This is a genomic window from Paenibacillus sp. OK076 (assembly GCF_900110055.1).
Lineage (GTDB): Bacteria > Bacillota > Bacilli > Paenibacillales > Paenibacillaceae > Paenibacillus.
Map to the genome: position 1 here is coordinate 3,267,757 of NZ_FOCH01000001.1, position 19,377 is coordinate 3,287,133.

17 protein-coding genes and 1 riboswitch are annotated in these 19,377 nt (G+C 45.6%); of the genes, 5 read left to right on the forward strand and 12 right to left on the reverse strand.

Annotated elements, in window-relative coordinates; genetic code table 11:
• Window positions 1-7: 7 nt before the first annotated feature.
• Window positions 8-1,276: a molybdopterin molybdotransferase MoeA gene (glp, locus tag BMY78_RS14365; protein ID WP_090902458.1), complete on the reverse strand. Its 1,269-nt coding sequence runs from the start codon at window positions 1,274-1,276 to the stop codon at window positions 8-10.
• Window positions 1,277-1,448: 172 nt separating this feature from the next.
• Here glp and BMY78_RS14370 point away from each other — a divergent pair, with 172 nt between their 5' ends.
• Window positions 1,449-1,739 carry an HNH endonuclease gene (locus BMY78_RS14370; RefSeq protein WP_090899771.1) on the forward strand — a complete coding sequence of 97 codons (291 nt, stop codon included), beginning with the start codon at window positions 1,449-1,451 and terminating at the stop codon, window positions 1,737-1,739.
• 115 nt (window positions 1,740-1,854) lie between these two features.
• On the opposite strand, the gene BMY78_RS14375 is transcribed toward BMY78_RS14370, so the two are convergent.
• The 5 genes from BMY78_RS14375 to BMY78_RS14395 all read right to left on the reverse strand — a co-directional run bounded on the left by BMY78_RS14375 (window position 1,855) and on the right by BMY78_RS14395 (window position 4,785).
• Window positions 1,855-2,601 (reverse strand): DUF4247 domain-containing protein, encoded by a 747-nt coding sequence (locus BMY78_RS14375; protein WP_090899774.1) that lies wholly within the window; start codon window positions 2,599-2,601, stop codon window positions 1,855-1,857.
• 11 nt (window positions 2,602-2,612) lie between these two features.
• Window positions 2,613-3,119 carry a DUF4178 domain-containing protein gene (locus BMY78_RS14380; RefSeq protein ID WP_063562808.1) on the reverse strand — a complete coding sequence of 169 codons (507 nt, stop codon included), beginning with the start codon at window positions 3,117-3,119 and terminating at the stop codon, window positions 2,613-2,615.
• Window positions 3,120-3,142: 23 nt separating this feature from the next.
• Window positions 3,143-3,544, reverse strand: coding sequence for a DUF350 domain-containing protein (locus BMY78_RS14385; protein WP_090899776.1), 402 nt, complete (start codon window positions 3,542-3,544; stop codon window positions 3,143-3,145).
• Window positions 3,545-3,639: 95 nt separating this feature from the next.
• The gene (locus tag BMY78_RS14390) at window positions 3,640-4,311 is read right to left on the reverse strand and encodes a PspA/IM30 family protein (protein WP_090899779.1); all 672 of its coding nucleotides are present in this window, start codon (window positions 4,309-4,311) and stop codon (window positions 3,640-3,642) included.
• 129 nt (window positions 4,312-4,440) lie between these two features.
• Window positions 4,441-4,785 (reverse strand): prenylated flavin chaperone LpdD, encoded by a 345-nt coding sequence (locus tag BMY78_RS14395; protein ID WP_090899782.1) that lies wholly within the window; start codon window positions 4,783-4,785, stop codon window positions 4,441-4,443.
• A 147-nt stretch (window positions 4,786-4,932) separates the two neighbouring features.
• On the opposite strand from BMY78_RS14395, the gene BMY78_RS14400 reads away from it, so the two are divergent.
• Window positions 4,933-5,721 carry a polysaccharide deacetylase family protein gene (locus BMY78_RS14400; RefSeq protein WP_090899785.1) on the forward strand — a complete coding sequence of 263 codons (789 nt, stop codon included), beginning with the start codon at window positions 4,933-4,935 and terminating at the stop codon, window positions 5,719-5,721.
• A 133-nt stretch (window positions 5,722-5,854) separates the two neighbouring features.
• On the opposite strand, the gene BMY78_RS14405 is transcribed toward BMY78_RS14400, so the two are convergent.
• The 3 genes from BMY78_RS14405 to BMY78_RS14415 all read right to left on the reverse strand — a co-directional run bounded on the left by BMY78_RS14405 (window position 5,855) and on the right by BMY78_RS14415 (window position 9,180).
• Complete coding sequence (locus tag BMY78_RS14405; protein ID WP_090899788.1) at window positions 5,855-6,523, reverse strand: 3D domain-containing protein; 669 nt, start codon at window positions 6,521-6,523, stop codon at window positions 5,855-5,857.
• Window positions 6,524-6,525: 2 nt separating this feature from the next.
• A riboswitch (cyclic di-AMP (ydaO/yuaA leader) is annotated at window positions 6,526-6,721 on the reverse strand.
• A 286-nt stretch (window positions 6,722-7,007) separates the two neighbouring features.
• Window positions 7,008-7,730, reverse strand: a complete 723-nt coding sequence (locus BMY78_RS14410; protein ID WP_090899791.1) for an amino acid ABC transporter ATP-binding protein — start codon at window positions 7,728-7,730, stop codon at window positions 7,008-7,010.
• Window positions 7,717-9,180 carry an ABC transporter substrate-binding protein/permease gene (locus BMY78_RS14415; RefSeq protein WP_090899794.1) on the reverse strand — a complete coding sequence of 488 codons (1,464 nt, stop codon included), beginning with the start codon at window positions 9,178-9,180 and terminating at the stop codon, window positions 7,717-7,719. The genes BMY78_RS14410 and BMY78_RS14415 overlap by 14 nt, the downstream gene beginning before the upstream one ends.
• 181 nt (window positions 9,181-9,361) lie before the next feature.
• Between BMY78_RS14415 and BMY78_RS14420 the strand changes: the two genes are divergently transcribed.
• Both BMY78_RS14420 and BMY78_RS14425 read left to right on the forward strand, forming a co-directional pair.
• Window positions 9,362-10,537 (forward strand): M20 family metallopeptidase, encoded by a 1,176-nt coding sequence (locus BMY78_RS14420; RefSeq protein ID WP_090899796.1) that lies wholly within the window; start codon window positions 9,362-9,364, stop codon window positions 10,535-10,537.
• A gap of 244 nt (window positions 10,538-10,781) precedes the next feature.
• A complete protein-coding gene (locus BMY78_RS14425; RefSeq protein ID WP_090899799.1) occupies window positions 10,782-12,533 on the forward strand; it encodes an alpha-glycosidase in 1,752 nt (583 codons plus the stop codon).
• Window positions 12,534-12,622: 89 nt separating this feature from the next.
• Here the strand turns inward: BMY78_RS14425 and BMY78_RS14430 are convergent, their stop codons facing one another.
• From BMY78_RS14430 to glgB, 3 genes are all read right to left on the reverse strand, one after another.
• A complete protein-coding gene (locus BMY78_RS14430; RefSeq protein WP_090899802.1) occupies window positions 12,623-14,329 on the reverse strand; it encodes a right-handed parallel beta-helix repeat-containing protein in 1,707 nt (568 codons plus the stop codon).
• A gap of 74 nt (window positions 14,330-14,403) precedes the next feature.
• A complete protein-coding gene (glgA, locus tag BMY78_RS14435; protein ID WP_090899805.1) occupies window positions 14,404-15,846 on the reverse strand; it encodes a glycogen synthase GlgA in 1,443 nt (480 codons plus the stop codon).
• Window positions 15,843-17,900 (reverse strand): 1,4-alpha-glucan branching protein GlgB, encoded by a 2,058-nt coding sequence (gene glgB / locus BMY78_RS14440; protein WP_256222122.1) that lies wholly within the window; start codon window positions 17,898-17,900, stop codon window positions 15,843-15,845. The genes glgA and glgB overlap by 4 nt, the downstream gene beginning before the upstream one ends.
• Window positions 17,901-18,059: 159 nt before the next feature.
• On the opposite strand from glgB, the gene BMY78_RS14445 reads away from it, so the two are divergent.
• Window positions 18,060-19,286, forward strand: coding sequence for a glucose-1-phosphate adenylyltransferase (locus BMY78_RS14445; protein ID WP_090899808.1), 1,227 nt, complete (start codon window positions 18,060-18,062; stop codon window positions 19,284-19,286).
• Window positions 19,287-19,377: the final 91 nt, after the last annotated feature.

Genomic DNA, 19,377 nt, shown 5'->3' on the forward strand with positions numbered 1-19,377 from the left:
GTATGACCTACCTGACATGACCCGTAGGAAGTCTGAGAATTCGAACCTGTTCACCAGCAGGAATGCCTTTTTTCTCGGGCGGAACAACGATCAGGCAATCGCTGTCTTTAATGGTAATCATGACACTGGATTCATCCACACGCGCGGCAGAAGGTTTAGCATACACCATTCCGTTACGTATCTCAGTCCGTCCGCGTACAAATCGCGTAAAATTGTTCACCTTTGTATAGTCATCATCCAAAATGGCTGTCCATTCTTCCAAATATGGATGAGCATCGGCCTGCATCATACGGATCGTTGGCCGAACAAATAACTCAAAGCCAACAAAACAAGCTCCCGGATTGCCCGAAAGCGCAAAGAGCAGCTTGTCATTAATCACAGCAGCCGTCGTAACACTGCCGGGACGCATGGTCACTTTATTAAACAGCATCTCCATATTCCCTTCCCGAACCAAATCCCCCATTATATCATAATCCCCAACCGATACCCCACCTGTTGTGACCACCATATCATTATGTTCAAGCGCCTCACCAAGCTTCGTACGTGCAGTATCTACGTCATCAGCAATCGAACCATACATAACCGGCTCGCCCCCCGCTTCAACGACCAGAGAACGAAGCATATAGCTGTTACTGTTCCGAATACGCCCGGGTTGCAGCGGCTCGTCCACTTCCAACAACTCTGTACCTGTTGCAAAAATGGCTACCTTGGGGCGTTTGTATACAGGCACTTGACCTACGCCGAATGTCGCCAGCACGGATTGTTCACCTGCCTGAATAATCGTTCCTGCTTCAAGCAGCAATTGCCCCTCATGCACCTCCAATCCAATCGGCGTAATGTTGGCTTCCGGCTGAATATGGCGCTTCAGGCCAATCCATTGTTCCCCATGCTCTTCTTTACTTTCAGTCACCTCCATCATAACAACAGCATCTGCACCTTCCGGTACCTGAGCTCCTGTCATGATCCGAGCAGCTGTACCCGATGTAATCGTAAGATCCGATATATACCCGCATGGAATTTCATCAATGATACGGAACCAAATCTGCTGCTCGCTGGATGCTTCAATCGTATCCGAACTTAGAATCGCAAATCCATCCATTCCGGAACGACGAAAGAATGGGTAAGGATGGGGAGCATGAATTGTCTCAGCAAGCGTTCGACCATGTGCTTGCTCAAGTGTTACCTTTTCTATTGAACCCGAACTGACATGAGCAGCAACTTTCGCCTGCGCATCCGGTACTTGTATAGCTTTACGGATAAATTTCGAAGTCGTCATATCCGTTGAATGTGAATTTATTTTCAATGGCGATAGAACCTCCCTGGGTCATTTGTTCATCTTAAAAAGTGTAGCCCGAAAGCCAGGTCATGACAAGTACTCTCCAACAACCCATTCACATGAAAGACGAATGGACAGACCATAATATGTAAGAGAAAAGGAGCTGACGTATGTGAACCAACGATGCGAATTATGTGGAAGGGAGCCTGTCGAGACAACCGTCCATCACCTGACACCAAAAGAAATGGGCGGAACGCACATGCCTACTGCCGATCTTTGTATCCCTTGCCACAAACAAATTCATTCCCTATATACCAATCGTGATATTATGACCTTAGGTTTAACTGGAATACAGGCACTAAGGCAAGATGAGCGCATCGCTCCTTATATCCGCTGGATTCGCAAACAACCTGCTACAACCATTCCTCGTGTTCGAAAGTCCCATCATGTCCGCAAATCGTAAAACAAAAAGAACAGCGTCCAAGGTCATTTTCGGTGGCATAGCTCGCTCCACCTTACCTTTTCACTGTTCTTCTGCGAATGATTTAATATTGTGCGGGTCCCTTTCATGAGAAGTGCTACCTACGCCTCATGATTCGGCCACCGCCAACCCTCGTTTTGGGCTTTTTATAAGAGCTCTTCGGTGAATCAAACAATCCTCCAAGGCCGCCACTGCTCTTATTACGATCAATTGTGCCTTTGCTTTGTTCCTTATTTCGGCTGAATAATCCTCCACCGGACCCTACGCTCGAATCCTTATCGCTGCCACGCCGGGTAATTGACCCTTTCCGGTCAACGGTAATCGGTGGAGCCACCTTTTTATCGCTGCTCGTCGGTGTCCGATAGGAGCCTTCTCTTGGCTTGTACGTGTCCTTGTTCGTATAACCCCGATACGTACCGGACCCTCTACCCCCGAACGAATCAAACAAATTACCGATTAATGTTGCGGTTAAGTAGCCTTGCAAAAAGGACGAATCATAATTCTGCCGAACATATTCCTTGGAATCCACCTCAACCAAGGTGTCTTCCACTTTATTCGGGTCTTGCTGCAAATGATAATACTGGTCCTGATACACCAGGAACATCCGCTCTGTATTTTCCGCCGAGATCTGATCCGGCTTCCGCTGTTCAGATAATTCCTGAGCGACCTCTGGAACGGTACGATCGGCAGCTCGGTACACATAGGATGTCGTGTTACCACTGCCGCTGACCGATTCAAGCGGATATGTGTCCTGAACGGAAGGGGCTCCGCACGCGGACAGCAGCGACATCACAAGGCTGAGGACCAGCATTAATTTTAATCCATGTGCCAAGCGCTTTTTCATTGGAACCTCTCCTAGCTCGAACGAATCACTTTGATATCCGCAGGAAGAATGGACTCACCCTCATACAGTGTAAATCTTCTGTCTTGCCACTCCACACGCAAAAGCATGTTATCATCAGACTGATATTGCCATACTAATTGTTCCCCCGCCTGACCATAGGGTGTCCTGCCTGCAGTGGTTACCATTCCTCCGTATTCTTCCTCCAGATGATACGCACGTCCATCCAGATCCAGCAATGTAGGCACCTCATCCGGTGCATCGAGACGTCCATCAATGGGTGTATAGAGGGCATACCGGGTCATTTCCCGTTCTTCAATATGCAAATGTCGGATTGCCGTACCATCCTGCAACGTGAGGACAGCCGCATTCCGTGCTCGATGATGTACCCGCCCAACAACTTCATAGGTGACCAGCGAAACCTCACAGATATCACCAGGTGCCAGCTGAAGCATAGTTTTCTCTGCCTTAGGCGGTTCAGGTTTGGCTATTATCCCTTTAATCCGTTTCCACACACTCATGCCCATTACTCCTGTTCTTTATCTTATAAACAAGCTGCAATAATTAATGCGCCCACGATATGTAGGGCACCCGAGAACAAACCGTAACCTGTCTTGCCCTGCTGTATTCCCGTATCCAGATCCAGGTTGGCCCATCTCCGAATCATAAAGTGAACCACACTCTCCAGAATCAGCAAAATGACAAAGGAAACAACGGATACAAGCAACGCTTCTCCAAGATGACCCGCTGTCGAAATGGAGGTGGCGAGTACGTATCCCTGAGCAAACAGCTTCATAACCATACGTGTCGTAACGGCCATATTGCCGGCCTTCACTTCGGCAAAATCCTTATACTTCGTGAACAAAGAATCCACATACATCAAGACAAACAGCAAAACCGAACCCGATAACGTCCAGACCAGCATTGCCAAAATGTTCAAATCCATTTACATAGCCCCCACATTTCAACATGAACCGCAATTAAAAGCGAAGGAGAAACGCTGGTCTCTCCTCCGCTAGTGCCCCTGCTTGCTTACAAGGTTTAGTTCTTATTTTCGTATTGCTTCATCAATGCTGCCAGTTCATCCTCGACAGCCTGATCCTTGCCCAGCTTCTCAAACTCATCGTCCAGCGATTTACCTTTGGACGACATCTCATTGCTGGCTTCAGCCTGAGCTTCCATCTGCATCATTTTTTCTTCCATACGCTTCATGCCGGCACTTGCAGTGTCGGAGCTAAATCCGTTCAGCGCCTTGTTGATTTCGGTTTGAGCTTTTGCCGCGTTGTAGCGCGCAACCAATGTTTCGCGTTTATTTTTCATTTGAGTCAATTGTTTACGCATTTCGTCCAGCTTGCCACGAAGGTTATCGGCAGAAGCTTTATTTTGATCATAGCTTGTTTTGTATTCAGCCATCTTCTCTTCAGCGACTTTTTTCTCTTCCAGTGCCCGACGGGCCAAATCCATATTCTGTGCACGTGCTGCTGTATGTGCTTGCTCCTCACGTTTCTTCACGAGAGCTTCCTGTTCTTCGAACAGCTGCTTGAATTTCTTCTCAATGGCAATCTGTGCAGCAACAGCTTTCTCCGCATCTTCAAGATCTTCCTGCATATCCCGGATATATTGATCCGTCATCTTGATCGGATCTTCTGCCTTGTCAATAATAGAGTTAATGTTAGACATTGTTAAATCGCGTAATCGTTTGAAAATGGACATTATGGTATTCCTCCTAGTCGATAGTTCATCCTTGTATATAATCATACATACGTGGCAATGTTCTACTCGTTTCAATTTTAACAAAAAAAATCATAAAAAACGATTTTAGCCTATTTTGCTTACATCGAACTATTGAATTAGTCGACCCGTTTGGCACAGCTCCTCATCAAGCAGCTTCTCTGCAGTCTGCACAATCTCATCAATCTGCATCCGCGTAATGGCGTCAAAGTGAATCCCCATAATCACAGTGACGGTTACCTTTAAATGCAGGGCAGCCTTACGTGCCAGTCTTTCACACAGTTCTTGTTCTTTATGTCCTGGAATATGCACCGTAGCTCCACTCACCCGTTCACGATCCGGATAAAATATCGCTACTGCTCCAATGTGTGATCTGCCTCCAGTTATTATAAAAACCTTATCTTCTCCTGCTTCGATCACCTGTAACCGAACGGAATTTAAGTCGTATGTACTCATCCTGCTCCACCTGTCCTTTTCTATATATATGGTGGAATTATGGCTTTGATTTTCTGAATCAGCAATGAAACATCTCACATCATGCATAAATACGGATGGCCCCGGGCATACCAAAGAGAACGCAATTTGGGAAAAGGAGGCACTAACATGCGTATACGCCTCATCATGTTATCCATCATGGTCATTCTTCTGGGAGGAAGTTACGCTCCTGCTCAGTTATGGGCTTCTTCAAGCCCGCAAACCGAACCTGCTTCGAAGTCTGATTCTTCCGAAGAGGAGCAGCTGACGCTGGGACAGCTCCGACAGAAATATGCGGATACATTCAAAACGAATGGCCCCTCGACAAAAAAGGTCGCACTGACTTTTGATGACGTACCTGATCCACGGTTCACCCCGAAGGTGTTGGATATTCTAAAGAAATACAAGGTGCGGGCTACGTTTTTCATTGTGGGACATCGCGCCGAGAAACATCCGGATTTAGTGAAACGCATGGTGAAGGAAGGGCATATTGTTGGCAATCACAGCTACAATCACCCGGAGTTCAGTAAGCTGACCATGAATGCATTTCGCAAACAAATCTTACATACCGGGGATATTATTCGGGATCTGGTGGGGTACACACCCAAAATGATACGTCCACCTTATGGCGACATTAACGAACAGCAGCTGCAATGGGCAGCCAAACAGCATTACAGCATTGTGAACTGGAATGTCGATTCCCTGGACTGGAAGGGCCTCTCCAAAGAGGAAGTCAAAAAAAACATCCTGTCCGCCGTCAAACCGGGTTCCATTGTTCTTCAGCATGCAGGAGGCGGTGTCGGATCGAAGCTGAGTGGTTCCATCGAGGCGTTGCCTGAAGTTATCGAGGAATTGCGTAACCGCGGGTACGAGCTGGTGACTTTGGACGAAATGCTGGAACTGCCAAAGGGCAAATAGGTCAAAGAATCTAGAAGTCGGATATTCAAAAGGGTGTCCTTCAATCACTTTATCGTGATTAAGGGACACCCTTTACTGTTAGAATAGAGTTAGTTGGAGTCACATCTGATGATGTGCAGCTACGATTTGAATTTTATTTCAAAATGTAAAGTTCAACATCCTGAATACCAAATGTGCTCACGGATTGTTTGCTGCCAGGAATAAAGATATCGATCTTATGGCCTTTAATGGCGCTGCCTACATCACGAGCCGTAGCGACAAATGCCTGTTTTGGCAGTCCTGGGTGTGTATGACCTGTTACCAGTACCTTAGTTCCCAATGGAATAATACTTGGGTCTACTGCAATGGTTCCCAATTCGAGCGGGTTACCGAAGTAGTCCACAGCACCCCATCCTCCATTTTCGGAAGCGTCCGCGGAGTATGCTGTTGCTTTGACATCGACCGCTTTGCTGTAATCAAACGTTTTTCCCCAGGCTTGTACAACTTTACTATCTGCATTAACGTCAAGACTTGCAGTAGTGATCGTTTTAGCCTCCGTTTTAGCTTCTGCAGCAGAAGCTGTGTACGTTGTTTTTCCAGGAATCGTAATTTTCAAACCACCATAAATGTTGTAAGCTGAAATGTCATTGTTCGCTTTGATCAGAGCGTTAAGTCCAACTCCATATTGTTTGGATAAGGTGTAGAAGGTATCCCCTTCTTTGGCCACATGAACTGAATCAGCATGAGCCGGAACGGCCTGAATGAGCATTGCTGCTGTCAGCAAAGCTGTTGCTGTTTTGGCTATACGTTTCTTGTTAATCATGGTCTTCCTCCCTCATTATGCCTGCGAAGTTAGTTGTCGGATTCGGATGGAGGAAACCACCCTATAGGTTCAATTACATTCAAATATATGTAGCCCTAATTCACCCCAAGCCGTGTGCAATTGATTCTCCCCCAAGCACACTCTGCAACGTTACATCCCCCGCACTCCCAACTCCGGAAGTTTCGGCAGGAACAAATATATCACAATTTTGTAACCAAGAGTCGTAGTAAATGTTACCATCCGTCTAATTCACTTCAACATCATGGCTGAATCTAAGCGGTTTTTTTCAAAAAATGTCTATTTGAGCTTATATCGCTGATGACAGAAACGTTACTTTTTATGTTAATCCGTGCGTATCCTTACATAACAAAACAATCCCTGCCGACGTGTCGTCGACAGGGATGTATGAGGGGGATGAAATTCTCATCCGAATTATACATTTTGCAATTTCAACCTGATCTTCATCCTGAATAACTTGGATGTATTAGAGCACTTTAGCAAGGAAGTCACGTGTACGTGCATGCTTGGGCTCACCGAACACTTCAGCAGGCGTTCCTTCTTCTACAATTACCCCGCCATCCATAAACAGGATGCGGTCACCCACTTCGCGTGCGAAGCCCATCTCATGCGTTACAATTACCATGGTCATGCCGCCCTCTGCAAGCCGCTTCATAACATCCAGGACTTCACCCACCATTTCAGGGTCCAGTGCAGACGTTGGCTCGTCAAAGAGCATGACATGTGGCTGCATCGCGAGCGCTCTTGCAATAGCTATCCGTTGTTTCTGTCCACCGGACAGCTGATTTGGATAGGCGTCTTTTTTGTCAGAGAGGCCCACCGTCTTGAGCAAATCTGCACAGATTTGTTCCGCTTCATGTGCAGGCTGTTTCTTCACTTTAATGGGAGCAATCGTAATGTTCTGCTGCACCGTTTTGTGCGGAAACAGATTGAAATGCTGGAATACCATCCCCATTTTTTCACGAGTTGCATTAATGTTGTGTTTCGGGTCAGTGATCGAAACTCCCTCAAAGTTAATCTCACCGGAAGTAGGTTTCTCCAGTAAGTTCAGACAACGCAAAAAGGTACTTTTCCCCGATCCGGACGGACCGATGACCACGACAACCTCGCCTTTGCCAATCGTTACGTTAATGCCTTTAAGCACTTCGTTCTTATCATAGGATTTATATAATTGTCTAACGTCTATCACTTGCACCCAACTTCCTTTCCAGTCGACCCAGCAGTTTGGACAAAATGAACGTCAGCACAAAGTAGATGGCTGCCGCAATCAGGAATGGATTCATCCCTTGATACGTAATATTTTTGACCACACTTGCCTGGTACATAATGTCCACCATACCGATAACCGAGATAATGGAGGATTCCTTGATAATGGTCACGAACTCATTACCGATCGCCGGCAACACCGCTTTGAACGCTTGTGGGAGCACGATGAAGCGCATGGCCGCACCTCTGCCCATTCCTAGGGAACGAGCTGCTTCCAGTTGGCCGCGATCCACACCCTGTATACCAGCACGGAAAATCTCCGCAAGATAGGCACCACTATTAATGGATAGTGTGATAATCCCCGCCTGAAGCGGCGAAAATGTAATACCGAACGTCAAGGCAAGCCCGTAATAGATAATCATCAATTGAACCAGCATTGGTGTACCACGAATAACTTCAACGTAAGCTGTTCCAATCCAACGCAGAATTGAGACGTCATGCAGACGTAACAGACAGATGATCAAACCGATAATTACCCCGAATATTACACCGAGTGCAGACAGTAATAGGGTGTAACCCACACCTGTTGCATAAAAGCTTTTGTATTGCCAGAACACTTGAAAAATGTTTTGATCTTTTTTCACCTTGTCTGCCATCAACTGGCTTGCTTCAGTGACCATCTGATCGATTTTATTTTCGCTTTTCAGACGTTCGAGCGTTCCGTTCACTGCATTCAGCAATTCCGTATTGCCCTTACGAATCCCGATTGCCGCTTCGGCCTGCTCTTCATCCGGAATAGCCGGAGCTAGTCCAATCACATCATCCAGGTAACCGGCAGCTACCGTATCCTCAACGATTGCAGCATTTACACGATTGGTCTGCAATTGCAGTACGATATCAGATATTTTATCAAGTGCTGTCAGTTTTGCGCCGGGGATTCCCTGGCCAATCGTTTCCTGAATGGAGCCCTTTTGGACACCAATTTTTTCATTTTCCAGATCAGCCATGGTTGGATATTTATCTTTATCCGCATTGCGAATCATGATGACTTGCTTGGATTTATAATAGGTATCGGAGAAGTCAATGCTTTGTCTACGCTCATCCGTTGGCGTCATTCCAGAGATGACCATATCCACACGACCACTCTGTAACGCAGGAAGAAGTCCGTCAAAACCCATATCCTCTATTACAAGCTCTGCGCCTAGATCCGCAGCAATTTCTTTAGCAATCGAAATATCAAATCCGACGATTTGGTCTTTACCATCAATCACTTTATGGAATTCATATGGTGCAAAATCGGCACTTGTACCGAGCACCAGCTTTTTACTGCCTGAATTGCCTGTAGTTCCCGTTGCCGACGCAACAGGTGCAACCGTAGTTAACAAGACCACAAGAGCTAGCAGCATCATGGTGTAACGACTAATCAATTTCAACCCTGTTCTCCCCTTATAATACTTTGTATGCTTTCTGTTGTTGATGCCTGAGTCATTATAAAGTAGAATGCATGATTATGCAATGCATTTCGACATTACAAATCCTGACTAGTTTCTGAAAAATAACCGCAACTATGATATAATTATTGAATTATTTTCATTTTTGCTTAAGGAGTCCAGCATGACACATACCAAAACACAAATTTTCACTGTAATTGATCAATATGCTTCCCGTTTTAAAGAGATTTCATCATACATTGGTGCGAATCCCGAACTTGGGAATGAAGAATACCTCGCCTCTGCCCGGTTAAAAGAAGAGCTTGCATACCATGGTTTTTCCGTAGAAGCTCCTGTCCTGGGCTTGGACACCGCATTCATCGGTACGTATGCTGCATCCAAGCCAGGTCCGACCATTGCCCTGTTATGTGAATACGACGCACTACCGGAAATCGGTCATGCTTGTGGGCACCATCTGATCTGCATGATGAGCCTCGGAGCTGCGGTAGGTCTGAAGTCCATACTGGATGAAGTGGGCGGAACATTGAAAGTGTTCGGTACACCAGCGGAAGAAACACGTGGGGCCAAAGTGCCTATGGCTGAAGCGGGTTTATTCGATGACTGTGATATCGCACTGATGGCGCATCCTTATTACGCGTATGAGAAATCTGGCAGCTCCCTGGCTATTGATGCCGTACAATTTGAATTCCATGGGAAATCTTCGCATGCTGCTGCAAGTCCACATGAAGGCATCAATGCCCTGGATGCGGTTATCCAGACGTTTAATGGCATTAATGCGTTCCGTCAACAAGTGAAAAGTACGGTTCGTATCCACGGGGTTATCAACAGCGGAGGACAGGCAGCCAACATCATTCCTGACTACGCTTCTGCTCAATTCTATGTACGTGCCTCAACGAGAAAAGAGTTGAATATTCTCACTCAACGTGTAATTCAGATTGCGGAAGGTTCTGCTCTGCAAACCGGATGCCGGCTTGTGACATCCAATTACGAGACATCCTATGATGAGATGGTCACGAATGAATCGTTATCTGCTGCATTCAGTGCTAATCTGCTTGAACTCGGCATTTCTCAAGAAGAGATCGTCAGTGGCAACGACCATGGTTCCATGGATATCGGTAACGTATCCTTGCGTTGTCCTGCAATCCATCCGTATATCCGTGTTGTGGACGAAGTTCATACGCTTCATTCCATTGAATTCCGTGATCTGGCGCTTCAGGAACGGGCCCTGGATGGTATGATCCTTGGAGCCAAGGCAATTGCTGCAACTGCTTATGATGTTCTTACACAGCCTGAGCTGCTGCAAACCATTCAAACAGAGTTTAAGCAAGCGAGTCGCTAAGTTTTTCGTGAACTGTTGTATATTAACCTAGGGTGTTCCCCATGACCTGCATTTCAGGTCTTAAGGGGCACCTTTTTTTGTTTTGAAAAGTACGTATATACGGACACAAGGTGGAGATGCTGTGAAAAGAAAACATTGAAAAATGTTGAAATTCTTACATTTAGCGACCGCACTTATGGTTCATATGCTCTCTAACTTGGTTATTTATAGCTATAACTGTATCTTGAGTTCAGGAGGTGTTGTCATGCTGCTCGAAGCGATGTATCACGTTCCCCGCGATAAATGGGCCTATGCTTATAATCCCTCGACGATTCACCTGCGTGTACGAACGAAGAGAAACGATGTGCAATATGTGACTGCACTGACTGGTGATAAATATGATTGGAATGGAACCTATAAAGAAATTCAACTGGAGAAAGCGGCTTCCGACAGTATGTTTGATTACTGGGAAACTGCAGTTAAGCCCAAATTCAAGCGCCTGACTTACATCTTCCGCATTACCGCTGGTACCGAAAATATTTATCTGGCTGATAACGGAATTCATTATGCTCAGCCATATCCTACCGGAGGATATTATGAATTTTCCTATATTCATGAAATCGATGTGTTTAAGGTTCCCGAATGGGCCAAAGAAGCCGTGTTCTACCAAATCATGACCGAAAGGTTTGCCAATGGCAATCCCGACCTGAACCCTGAAGGAACCCAGGAATGGGGTGGCCGACCTGAACTGGATAACTACTTTGGCGGAGACCTGCAGGGGGTGCTCAATCACCTGGATGATCTGACTAAGCTCGGTGTTAATGCCATTTACTTTACCCCGCTGTTTCAAGCAAACTCCTACCATAAATACGATACCGTTGATTATAAAAAAGTAGATCCTCATTTCGGGGATAATGAGCTACTCAAAGAAGTGGCGGAACAATGTCATCGCCGTGGAATCCGGGTCATGCTTGACGCGGTTTTTAACCATTGCAGCGAAGACTTCCCTCCTTTTCAGGATGTACTGAAGAACGGCAAAAATTCCAAATATGCAGACTGGTTCCATATCAATGAATATCCGGTGCAGATCAAGGATGGTATCCCAACCTACGATACATTTGGATTTTATGGCAATATGCCCAAGTTCAACACTGCTAATCCCGAAGTAAAAGACTATTTGCTTGATGTGGCTGAATACTGGATCAAGGAGATTAAACTCGACGGTTGGCGACTCGATGTTGCGAATGAAGTGGATAACCATTTCTGGCGCGATTTCCGCAAAGTGGTCAAAACCGCCAATCCGGAAGCCTATATTGTAGGCGAAGTATGGAGTGATTCCCTCACCTGGCTCATGGGAGATCAATTTGATTCCGTAATGAACTACCCTTTTGCTGACAAGGTGCTTGAGTTCTTCTGTGGTTCGATGGATGGGTATAACTTCGCTAACGAGATGGGATCACTCATTATGCGTTACCCGCAACAGACGAATGAAGTCATCTTCAACATGCTGTGCAGTCATGACACCCCACGTCTGCTTACCCGAGCTGGAGAAGACAAACGCAGATTAAAATTGTCGGTTGTGTTTCTTTTCACTTATATTGGTACGCCCTGTATATTCTATGGGGATGAGGTTGGTATACGTGGAGAAGGTGATCCGGATTGTCGTAAATGCATGCAATGGGATCCTGCCAAGCAAGATCAGGAGCTTTATGACTTCTACCGTCTGATGATTGATTTGCGGAAAAGTAATGAGGCTCTGCGCAAAGGCCGCTTCCGTTTTCTGAAGGCCGATCACAACGATCCATGCATCATATATGAACGTATGGATGACACTCTCCACTTCACGGTGTGGATGAACAATACTCCGCAAGAACGTACCCTGTCACATCCAATGGAAACCATGGACTGGAAAGATGCCTTAACCGAAGATGCTGTTGTTCCCACCAATGGCATGATGAATATTAAACTTGATCCTTATGGATACCGCATTTTGTATAGACAATTGGAACCGAGCTAATACTTGCCAGAAAACTCCTGAAATATTGAACGACCCTTTAATGGATCATCAGATGCTTCAGGAGTTTTCTGACGAAGACTTTACTGAAGCTATAACTTCGTCGTTTTCAAATCCCCTTTCGCATCTATGGTGATTCTCCACCGCGTAGAATTCGGACCCTGCATGACCATTTCATTTACGAATTGATATAACGTTCCATTATTATCCTTAACCAGATCTACAACTATGTTTTTCCCGTTTGTGAAGGGACTTGCGCCAAAGAGATAACGTCCCGCCGCACTTGCCGCAACCATCAGCATGTTATCTGTTATGATATTGCCCTCCACCGTGTTATTAACCATGTCCAGATGCACTGCCCACCATGTTCCCTCATATTTTAAGCGATTTCCAGTAATGATATTGTTGGAGCCACGTAATTGAATACATGTACCTTTTCCTGCAACTGAATTATGAGAAAAGGTACAATCATTATGCAGACTGACCATCCGGTCAGGATTGGTCGTTTCAAAGCCAGGCTCAATGATGTTGCTTGATGCAATCACTCCATTGGCAATATCCATGGCTATGCCCGCTTGGGCAATATAATTGCCTTTTACGATAATATGACCATCCGCGACAATTCCCCAGTGTTTACCTCTTGGAATGATAATGTTGTCTGAAATAATTCCGATGTCCATGCCTTCTGCACCTGTACTGGTTTTCGCTTCTATGGCAGCAGTAGCACTTGACCTGGAGATGGTGTCGATCAGGTTACCCTGGATTACAAACAGATGGTTGCTTAAGTCATTAGGATTATATTGGGAGGGAAGGAAAGATACTGAAATAACAGACGTGATTTTGATATCCTTAAAGACATTGGAGGTTACAAATGCGCCTTCAAAACCGATAAGCCCCACACCAAATGCTGTTCCAATCAGGCTATTGCCATGTATGTGCAGGTTTTTGGCTCCAGTCTCTCCTCCCTCATTGTTACAGGTAATCCCACCACCGACTGTAGGCATATTATTTACCTGTTGTCCGCCTGAAAAAGAAGCAAAATCTGAATCACTGGATAATACAGGAGTGTGCAGAAAGTTGTCGGTGATCGAAACATGCCATGTTCCCTTGACCAGGATGCCATCCCCCAGATAGCGGTAACAGTCATTCTCACGAATCACCACAAAAACCAAATGACTCCGAACTGCAATCGGCTCTTCTCCCAAGTGATGAAGCTTATTGTTTCTTATGACGACATTTCGGGCGGGATTGTCTTGACTGCTGGAACCATTCACTCCAATGCCATCGGTAAATTTACTAATATCATTATGCTGCAATAGTACATTGCTCGAATTCTCGATGTTAAGCCCTGTCTTGTTTTTACTCCAACCTGCTTGAGTCGTGCGAACCAAGGTTAAACCACTAATTTCTACATGATTGCTTCCTTCAATTCGGAGTCCTTGATCCGAGACCTCCAATATTGCACCTGGCAGTGCCTTGATGATGACGGATCTGCCGCTAAACGTATAAAACCAGCCCGTCTTAACAACTTTATAGTGCCCTGATGTAAATAATAAAACGTCACCTTCCTGTGCCGAGTCAAAAAAAGCTTTGATCTGAGCTGTCTGATCGCTTCCATCTCCGGGAGCAAAATTCCTTACATCAATATGGCTACCTGTCAGCGTGGATTGTACAGAGGCGATATTACCCATGATCTGGCCAAACATTTCATTCATTTTGACGGAATCATACCCGTCGGCACTGCTTAAAGCCTGCAAATTAGGATTGTAAGTAGAGGTAAAATTAATGTAGTTGTTCATTTTAAATTCGCCTCCTCCTTATGATCGTACAAAAAAGCCACAGTACGAATATACTGCGGCTGATTTGTGCAAATCTATTTCACAGATTCAAGCATTATGCGGCGATAAATATCCATATACTCTTCTGCTGAGACGTTCCAGCTATAATCTCCGCTCATTGCATTTTTCACGATTTTTTTCCAGTGCTCGGGCTGACGGTAAAATTCTTCAGCACGGCGAATGGTGTTCATCATATCATGTGCGTTAAAGCTGGTGAAGGAGAATCCATTCCCCTCTCCGCTGAATTCATTGTATGCCTGCACCGTATCGTTCAGACCCCCTGTTTCCCGGACAAGCGGTACACTGCCATAACGGAGTGCAAGCAGCTGGCTAATGCCACATGGCTCGAACCTCGATGGCATCAGGAACAGATCACTGCCTGCATAAAAACGGCGGGATAACCCATCATTAAACGTAATCTGAGCAGACATTTTTAGCGGATAACGATTAGCTGCCTCACGGAACCAGTGCTCATAAGCCGGATCCCCAGTACCCAATACTGCGAACTGAATGTCGTCATAATACAATAATTCATCCAATACACGACACACCAGATCCAACCCTTTGGAATCCACAAGCCTTGTAACCATCACCATTAGTGGAGCATCCGGACGTACAGGCAATCCTAATTCCTTTTGCAGCTCGATCTTGTTCTCGATTTTCTTGGACAGGCTGGTTCTGTATTTAACCGCAATTTTATGATCCGTTGCGGGGTTGTAACTCTTGGTATCAATACCGTTCACAATCCCACTGAAACGATCGCCCAATGAGCTGAGCAACCCATCCAGACCATAGCCATAATAGGAAGTTTGCACTTCCTTGGCGTAGGTAGGGCTGACAGTTGTTACATGATCCGCAAAAACGATTCCTGCTTTGAGAAAATTGACATTGCCATAATATTCTGCCCCATCCACCGTGAAATACCGATCATCCAGCTCAAGCAGATCACTGAATAAATCATGTGGAAACACACCTTGATATAACAGGTTATGTATCGTAAAAACGGTTTTCATGTCACTGTAGAAGGAATCATGCGCATAATGAGCCTCCAGTAATAAAGGAATCATGCCTGCATGCCAATCGTGACTGTGCAGCACATCCGGCTTGAATTCAATTTGCGGCAGCACCTCGAGAACAGCACGATTGAAGAAGGCAAAACGCTCCCCGTCATCCATATACCCATACACGCCATCTCGTCCAAAATAGTATTCATTGTCTACAAAGTAGACAGGAATTCCGTCATGAACCAGCATCTCGATTCCACAATAAGGTCTGCGCCAACCCAGAGGAACATCTGTTGTGATGACAGGCTCCATCGCTTCTTTATACTCACCCGCAATGCCCTTGTATTTGGGTAAAATAACACGAACATCTGCCCCACTTTTCTTTAATGCCTGTGGTAATGCGCCGATGACGTCAGCAAGGCCTCCTGTTTTGATAAATGGATGTACTTCAGCAGCAGCAAATAGAATATTCATGCCTTCGTCCTCCTTTTGGGTTTAACTGTAGTGCTATCTTTTGTTTTACTGGTTTTAGTGGTACTGGCTTTTTCTCTGACGGATTGAACTTCAAGGGGCAATGCATCCGTTTTCCGACGTGTGTTCTTTTTTAAAATAACTACGCTTAGCGGTGGCAAAACAACTTCCAGACTATGTGGTTGCCCATGAAAAGGAATCTTTTCAGTAGTAAGCTGCATATCATTGATAATGCCTGATCCGCCGTAATCGGAATGATCACTGTTCAGAACTTCGGTATACATACCGGGACGCATGACACCAATCCGGTAACGCTCCCGCTTGACTGGCTGAAAGTTAATGAGCACAAGGAGTGTATCCGCAGGTTTTTTTCCTTTGCGCACATATGAAATGACACTTTGGTCCTGATCATCCGGAGTGATCCATTCATAACCGTCAAAGGAATGATCAAGCTCCCACAAAGCTTTTTCGCCCAAGTATAGCTCGGACAGATCCCGTTCAAACTTGTGGAGTTTACGGTGACTGTCGTAGTTCAGCAAAAACCAGTCCAGTTGATCCTCGTCTTTCCATTCGATAAACTGGCCGAATTCTCCACCCATAAACAGCAGTTTTTTGCCTGGGAAGGTCATAAAGTACCCCATAAAGGCACGCATGCCGGCAAACTTCTGCTCGTATGTTCCTGGCATCTTGTCTAGGAGCGACTTTTTGCCATGAACGACCTCGTCATGCGACAGAGGAAGCACGTAATTTTCTGCAAAGGAGTATACGACCGGGAATGTCAGCAAATGATGTTTGGAAGGACGCTCGTGAAAATCCGATTCCATGTAGTCAAGGGTATCGTTCATCCAACCCATGTTCCATTTGTAGTTAAACCCTAACCCACCCTGATCTACTGGCGAAGTAACCATCGGCCATGCACTGGATTCTTCTGCCATCATCAGTGCATAGGGAAAGTACTTGAAGACCGTTTCATTCAACTGCTGCAAAAAAGCAACAGCTTCCTTGTTCTCCAGGCCACCTTCGTTATTCGTTCGGTATTGTCCTGGCCGCTTTTCGAAATCCAACTTAAGCATGCTGGTTACGGCGTCAACCCGCAGTCCGTCGAAATGGTACATCTCCATCCAGTACAACGCATTAGAGATCAAGAACGAACGAATCTCTGGTTTAGAGTAGTCAAAGCTGAGGGTGCCCCAGCCTGGTCTCTCTGCTAACAGTGGGTCTGCATATTCATACAAAGGCGTTCCATCAAACAAACGCAAGCCATGAGCATCCTTGGCAAAATGTGCAGGGACCCAATCGAGCAATACGCCTATTCCTGCCTGATGTAGCGTATCAATCAGATACATCAGATCTTTAGGTTGCCCATAACGGCTGGTTGGCGCATAAAATCCTGTATTTTGATACCCCCACGAAAGATCGTAAGGATGTTCACTCAGGGGCATCATCTCAACATGGGTATATTTCATCTCCAATAAATAAGGAACAAGCAAGTCTGCAAGTTCACGATAACTGTACAGAGTTCCGTCTTCTTTCCGTTTCCAGGTTCCAGCATGCATTTCATAAATATGTAGAGGTTTGTTATACACGCCTCGTTGTTTGCGTCTCCACGCGCCATCATTCCATTTGTAACCTTCAATGGAGCTGGTGACGGATGCCGTACGCGGACGTACTTCCGCCTGGAAAGCATAAGGGTCAGCTTTCAGCAATTCGGTACCATCTTCCGTTAATATACGGAATTTGTATAAAGTTCCTTCACTGATTTCCGGAATAAAACGACTCCAAAATCCAGAATCGGGTATCTTATATAAAGGTTCCTGTTCACCTTTCCATCCATTACGATCTAAAGCCAGTCCTACTTCTGTGGCATTCGGAGCCCACACAGTAAAACGGTACCCCTGACGATGATCTTCGATCGCAGGCTGTGCGCCCATTATTCGATAACTGTGATGAAGGTTTCCTTCATGAAACAAATAAATGTGCTCCGGCGAAATTTCCGGGTTTGTTAACGGTTGAATGGCCAAGAGATCACCTTCTTCTCCAGAAAATAGATATAACATTAACCATTACCCCATTCTAGCCAAGTTGAAAAGAAAAATGCGGTGTGTAAAAAAATGTTGTAATTTTTCAGGATTTTTACAGTATACATCGTTTCAATAGCTCCGCATTGCGTTTATGTATGTACTACACTGGACAAATATCTTGGGAGGGAAACGATTATGTTTAATAAAGATTGCATCGCTATGCTGTTGGCGGGAGGAGAAGGGAAGCGATTAGCCCCTTTAACCTCAAGTATCGCAAAACCCGCTGTACCGTTTGGCGGGCACTACCGGATTATCGATTTTCCTCTCAGCAACTGCGTAAACTCAGGAATCGACACCGTAGGTGTTCTGACGCAGTATCAAGCTGATTCATTACATGATCACATTGGTGGAGGAGAACCTTGGGGACATGGTACTTCAAGTGAGGCAGGAATTTCCTTACTTCCATCTTATCATACAGGAAATGACGAATACTTGGGAACCGCGGATGCTATTTATAAAAATATGGACTATATTGACCAACAAAACCCCGAAAATGTTCTAATTTTGTCGGGCGACCATATTTATCATATGAATTATCGTGAAATGCTGGAAGCTCATACAGCCAATGAAGCGGTAGCGACCATTTCCGTTATGGAGGTTCCTTGGGAGGAAGCCCATCGCTTCGGCATTATGGCCGCGGATGAGAATCTGAGAGTGACTGAGTTTGCCGAGAAACCGGCCGAACCAAAAAGCAATCTGGCTTCCATGGGCATTTACATGTTCAAATGGGAATACCTGAAGCGCCACTTAATCGAAGATGCCGCAAATCCGGAATCCAGCCATGACTTCGGTAAAGATGTGATTCCTCAAATGTTGAATGAAAATACCCCTCTCTTCGTATATAACTTCAATGGTTATTGGAAAGACGTGGGTACCGTGAAGAGTTTATGGGATGCGCACATGGATCTGCTTCATAACGATGAAGACTGGAGCCTGCAAAAAGAAGATTGGCCGATGTTTACTCGTGACTGGAGAACTAAACCGAGTGCATTCAAAGCACGTCATACACGCGCTGAGCTCCTGCACTCCATGATCCATGAATCCTGCGCTATTGATGGCCGTGCGGAACGTTCTGTTATTTTCTGCGGAGCCGAGGTTGGTAAAGGTTCTGAGGTTAAAGATAGCGTGATTATGCCAAATGCACGGGTAGGTCGCGGTGTTCACATCGAACGCGCCATCATTGGTGAAGGTGCCATCATCAAAGACGGCGCCATTGTCAAAGGCACGGCGGATGAAATCGTGGTTGTTGGACCGAATGAGATTGTTTCCGCCAAACCGGCTGTGCGCACGCAACCTGTGCGTATCCTAAAAGATGTTTATGAAAAAAGCGGGCGTTTGCGCGCTGGTGAACTTTCTTCATAAAGCATAAAGAAAAGGCGAGCCATATGGCTCGCCTTTTTGGTACGGTAAATCCCAACATTATTTCAAGCAATAATACGCAGCCTTAATGTTG

What these genes read in the sequence shown, in the direction of transcription:
- BMY78_RS14430 (WP_090899802.1), bottom strand. Translation starts at nt 14,329, where the DNA reads ATGAACAACTACATTAATTTTACCTCTACTTACAATCCTAATTTGCAG.
- BMY78_RS14375 (WP_090899774.1), bottom strand. Translation starts at nt 2,601, where the DNA reads ATGAAAAAGCGCTTGGCACATGGATTAAAATTAATGCTGGTCCTCAGC.
- BMY78_RS14425 (WP_090899799.1), top strand. Translation starts at nt 10,782, where the DNA reads ATGCTGCTCGAAGCGATGTATCACGTTCCCCGCGATAAATGGGCCTAT.
- glgB (WP_256222122.1), bottom strand. Translation starts at nt 17,900, where the DNA reads ATGTTATATCTATTTTCTGGAGAAGAAGGTGATCTCTTGGCCATTCAA.
- glgA (WP_090899805.1), bottom strand. Translation starts at nt 15,846, where the DNA reads ATGAATATTCTATTTGCTGCTGCTGAAGTACATCCATTTATCAAAACA.
- BMY78_RS14380 (WP_063562808.1), bottom strand. Translation starts at nt 3,119, where the DNA reads ATGAGTGTGTGGAAACGGATTAAAGGGATAATAGCCAAACCTGAACCG.
- glp (WP_090902458.1), bottom strand. Translation starts at nt 1,276, where the DNA reads ATGACGACTTCGAAATTTATCCGTAAAGCTATACAAGTACCGGATGCG.
- BMY78_RS14420 (WP_090899796.1), top strand. Translation starts at nt 9,362, where the DNA reads ATGACACATACCAAAACACAAATTTTCACTGTAATTGATCAATATGCT.
- BMY78_RS14400 (WP_090899785.1), top strand. Translation starts at nt 4,933, where the DNA reads ATGCGTATACGCCTCATCATGTTATCCATCATGGTCATTCTTCTGGGA.
- BMY78_RS14390 (WP_090899779.1), bottom strand. Translation starts at nt 4,311, where the DNA reads ATGTCCATTTTCAAACGATTACGCGATTTAACAATGTCTAACATTAAC.
- BMY78_RS14395 (WP_090899782.1), bottom strand. Translation starts at nt 4,785, where the DNA reads ATGAGTACATACGACTTAAATTCCGTTCGGTTACAGGTGATCGAAGCA.
- BMY78_RS14385 (WP_090899776.1), bottom strand. Translation starts at nt 3,544, where the DNA reads ATGGATTTGAACATTTTGGCAATGCTGGTCTGGACGTTATCGGGTTCG.
- BMY78_RS14405 (WP_090899788.1), bottom strand. Translation starts at nt 6,523, where the DNA reads ATGATTAACAAGAAACGTATAGCCAAAACAGCAACAGCTTTGCTGACA.
- BMY78_RS14445 (WP_090899808.1), top strand. Translation starts at nt 18,060, where the DNA reads ATGTTTAATAAAGATTGCATCGCTATGCTGTTGGCGGGAGGAGAAGGG.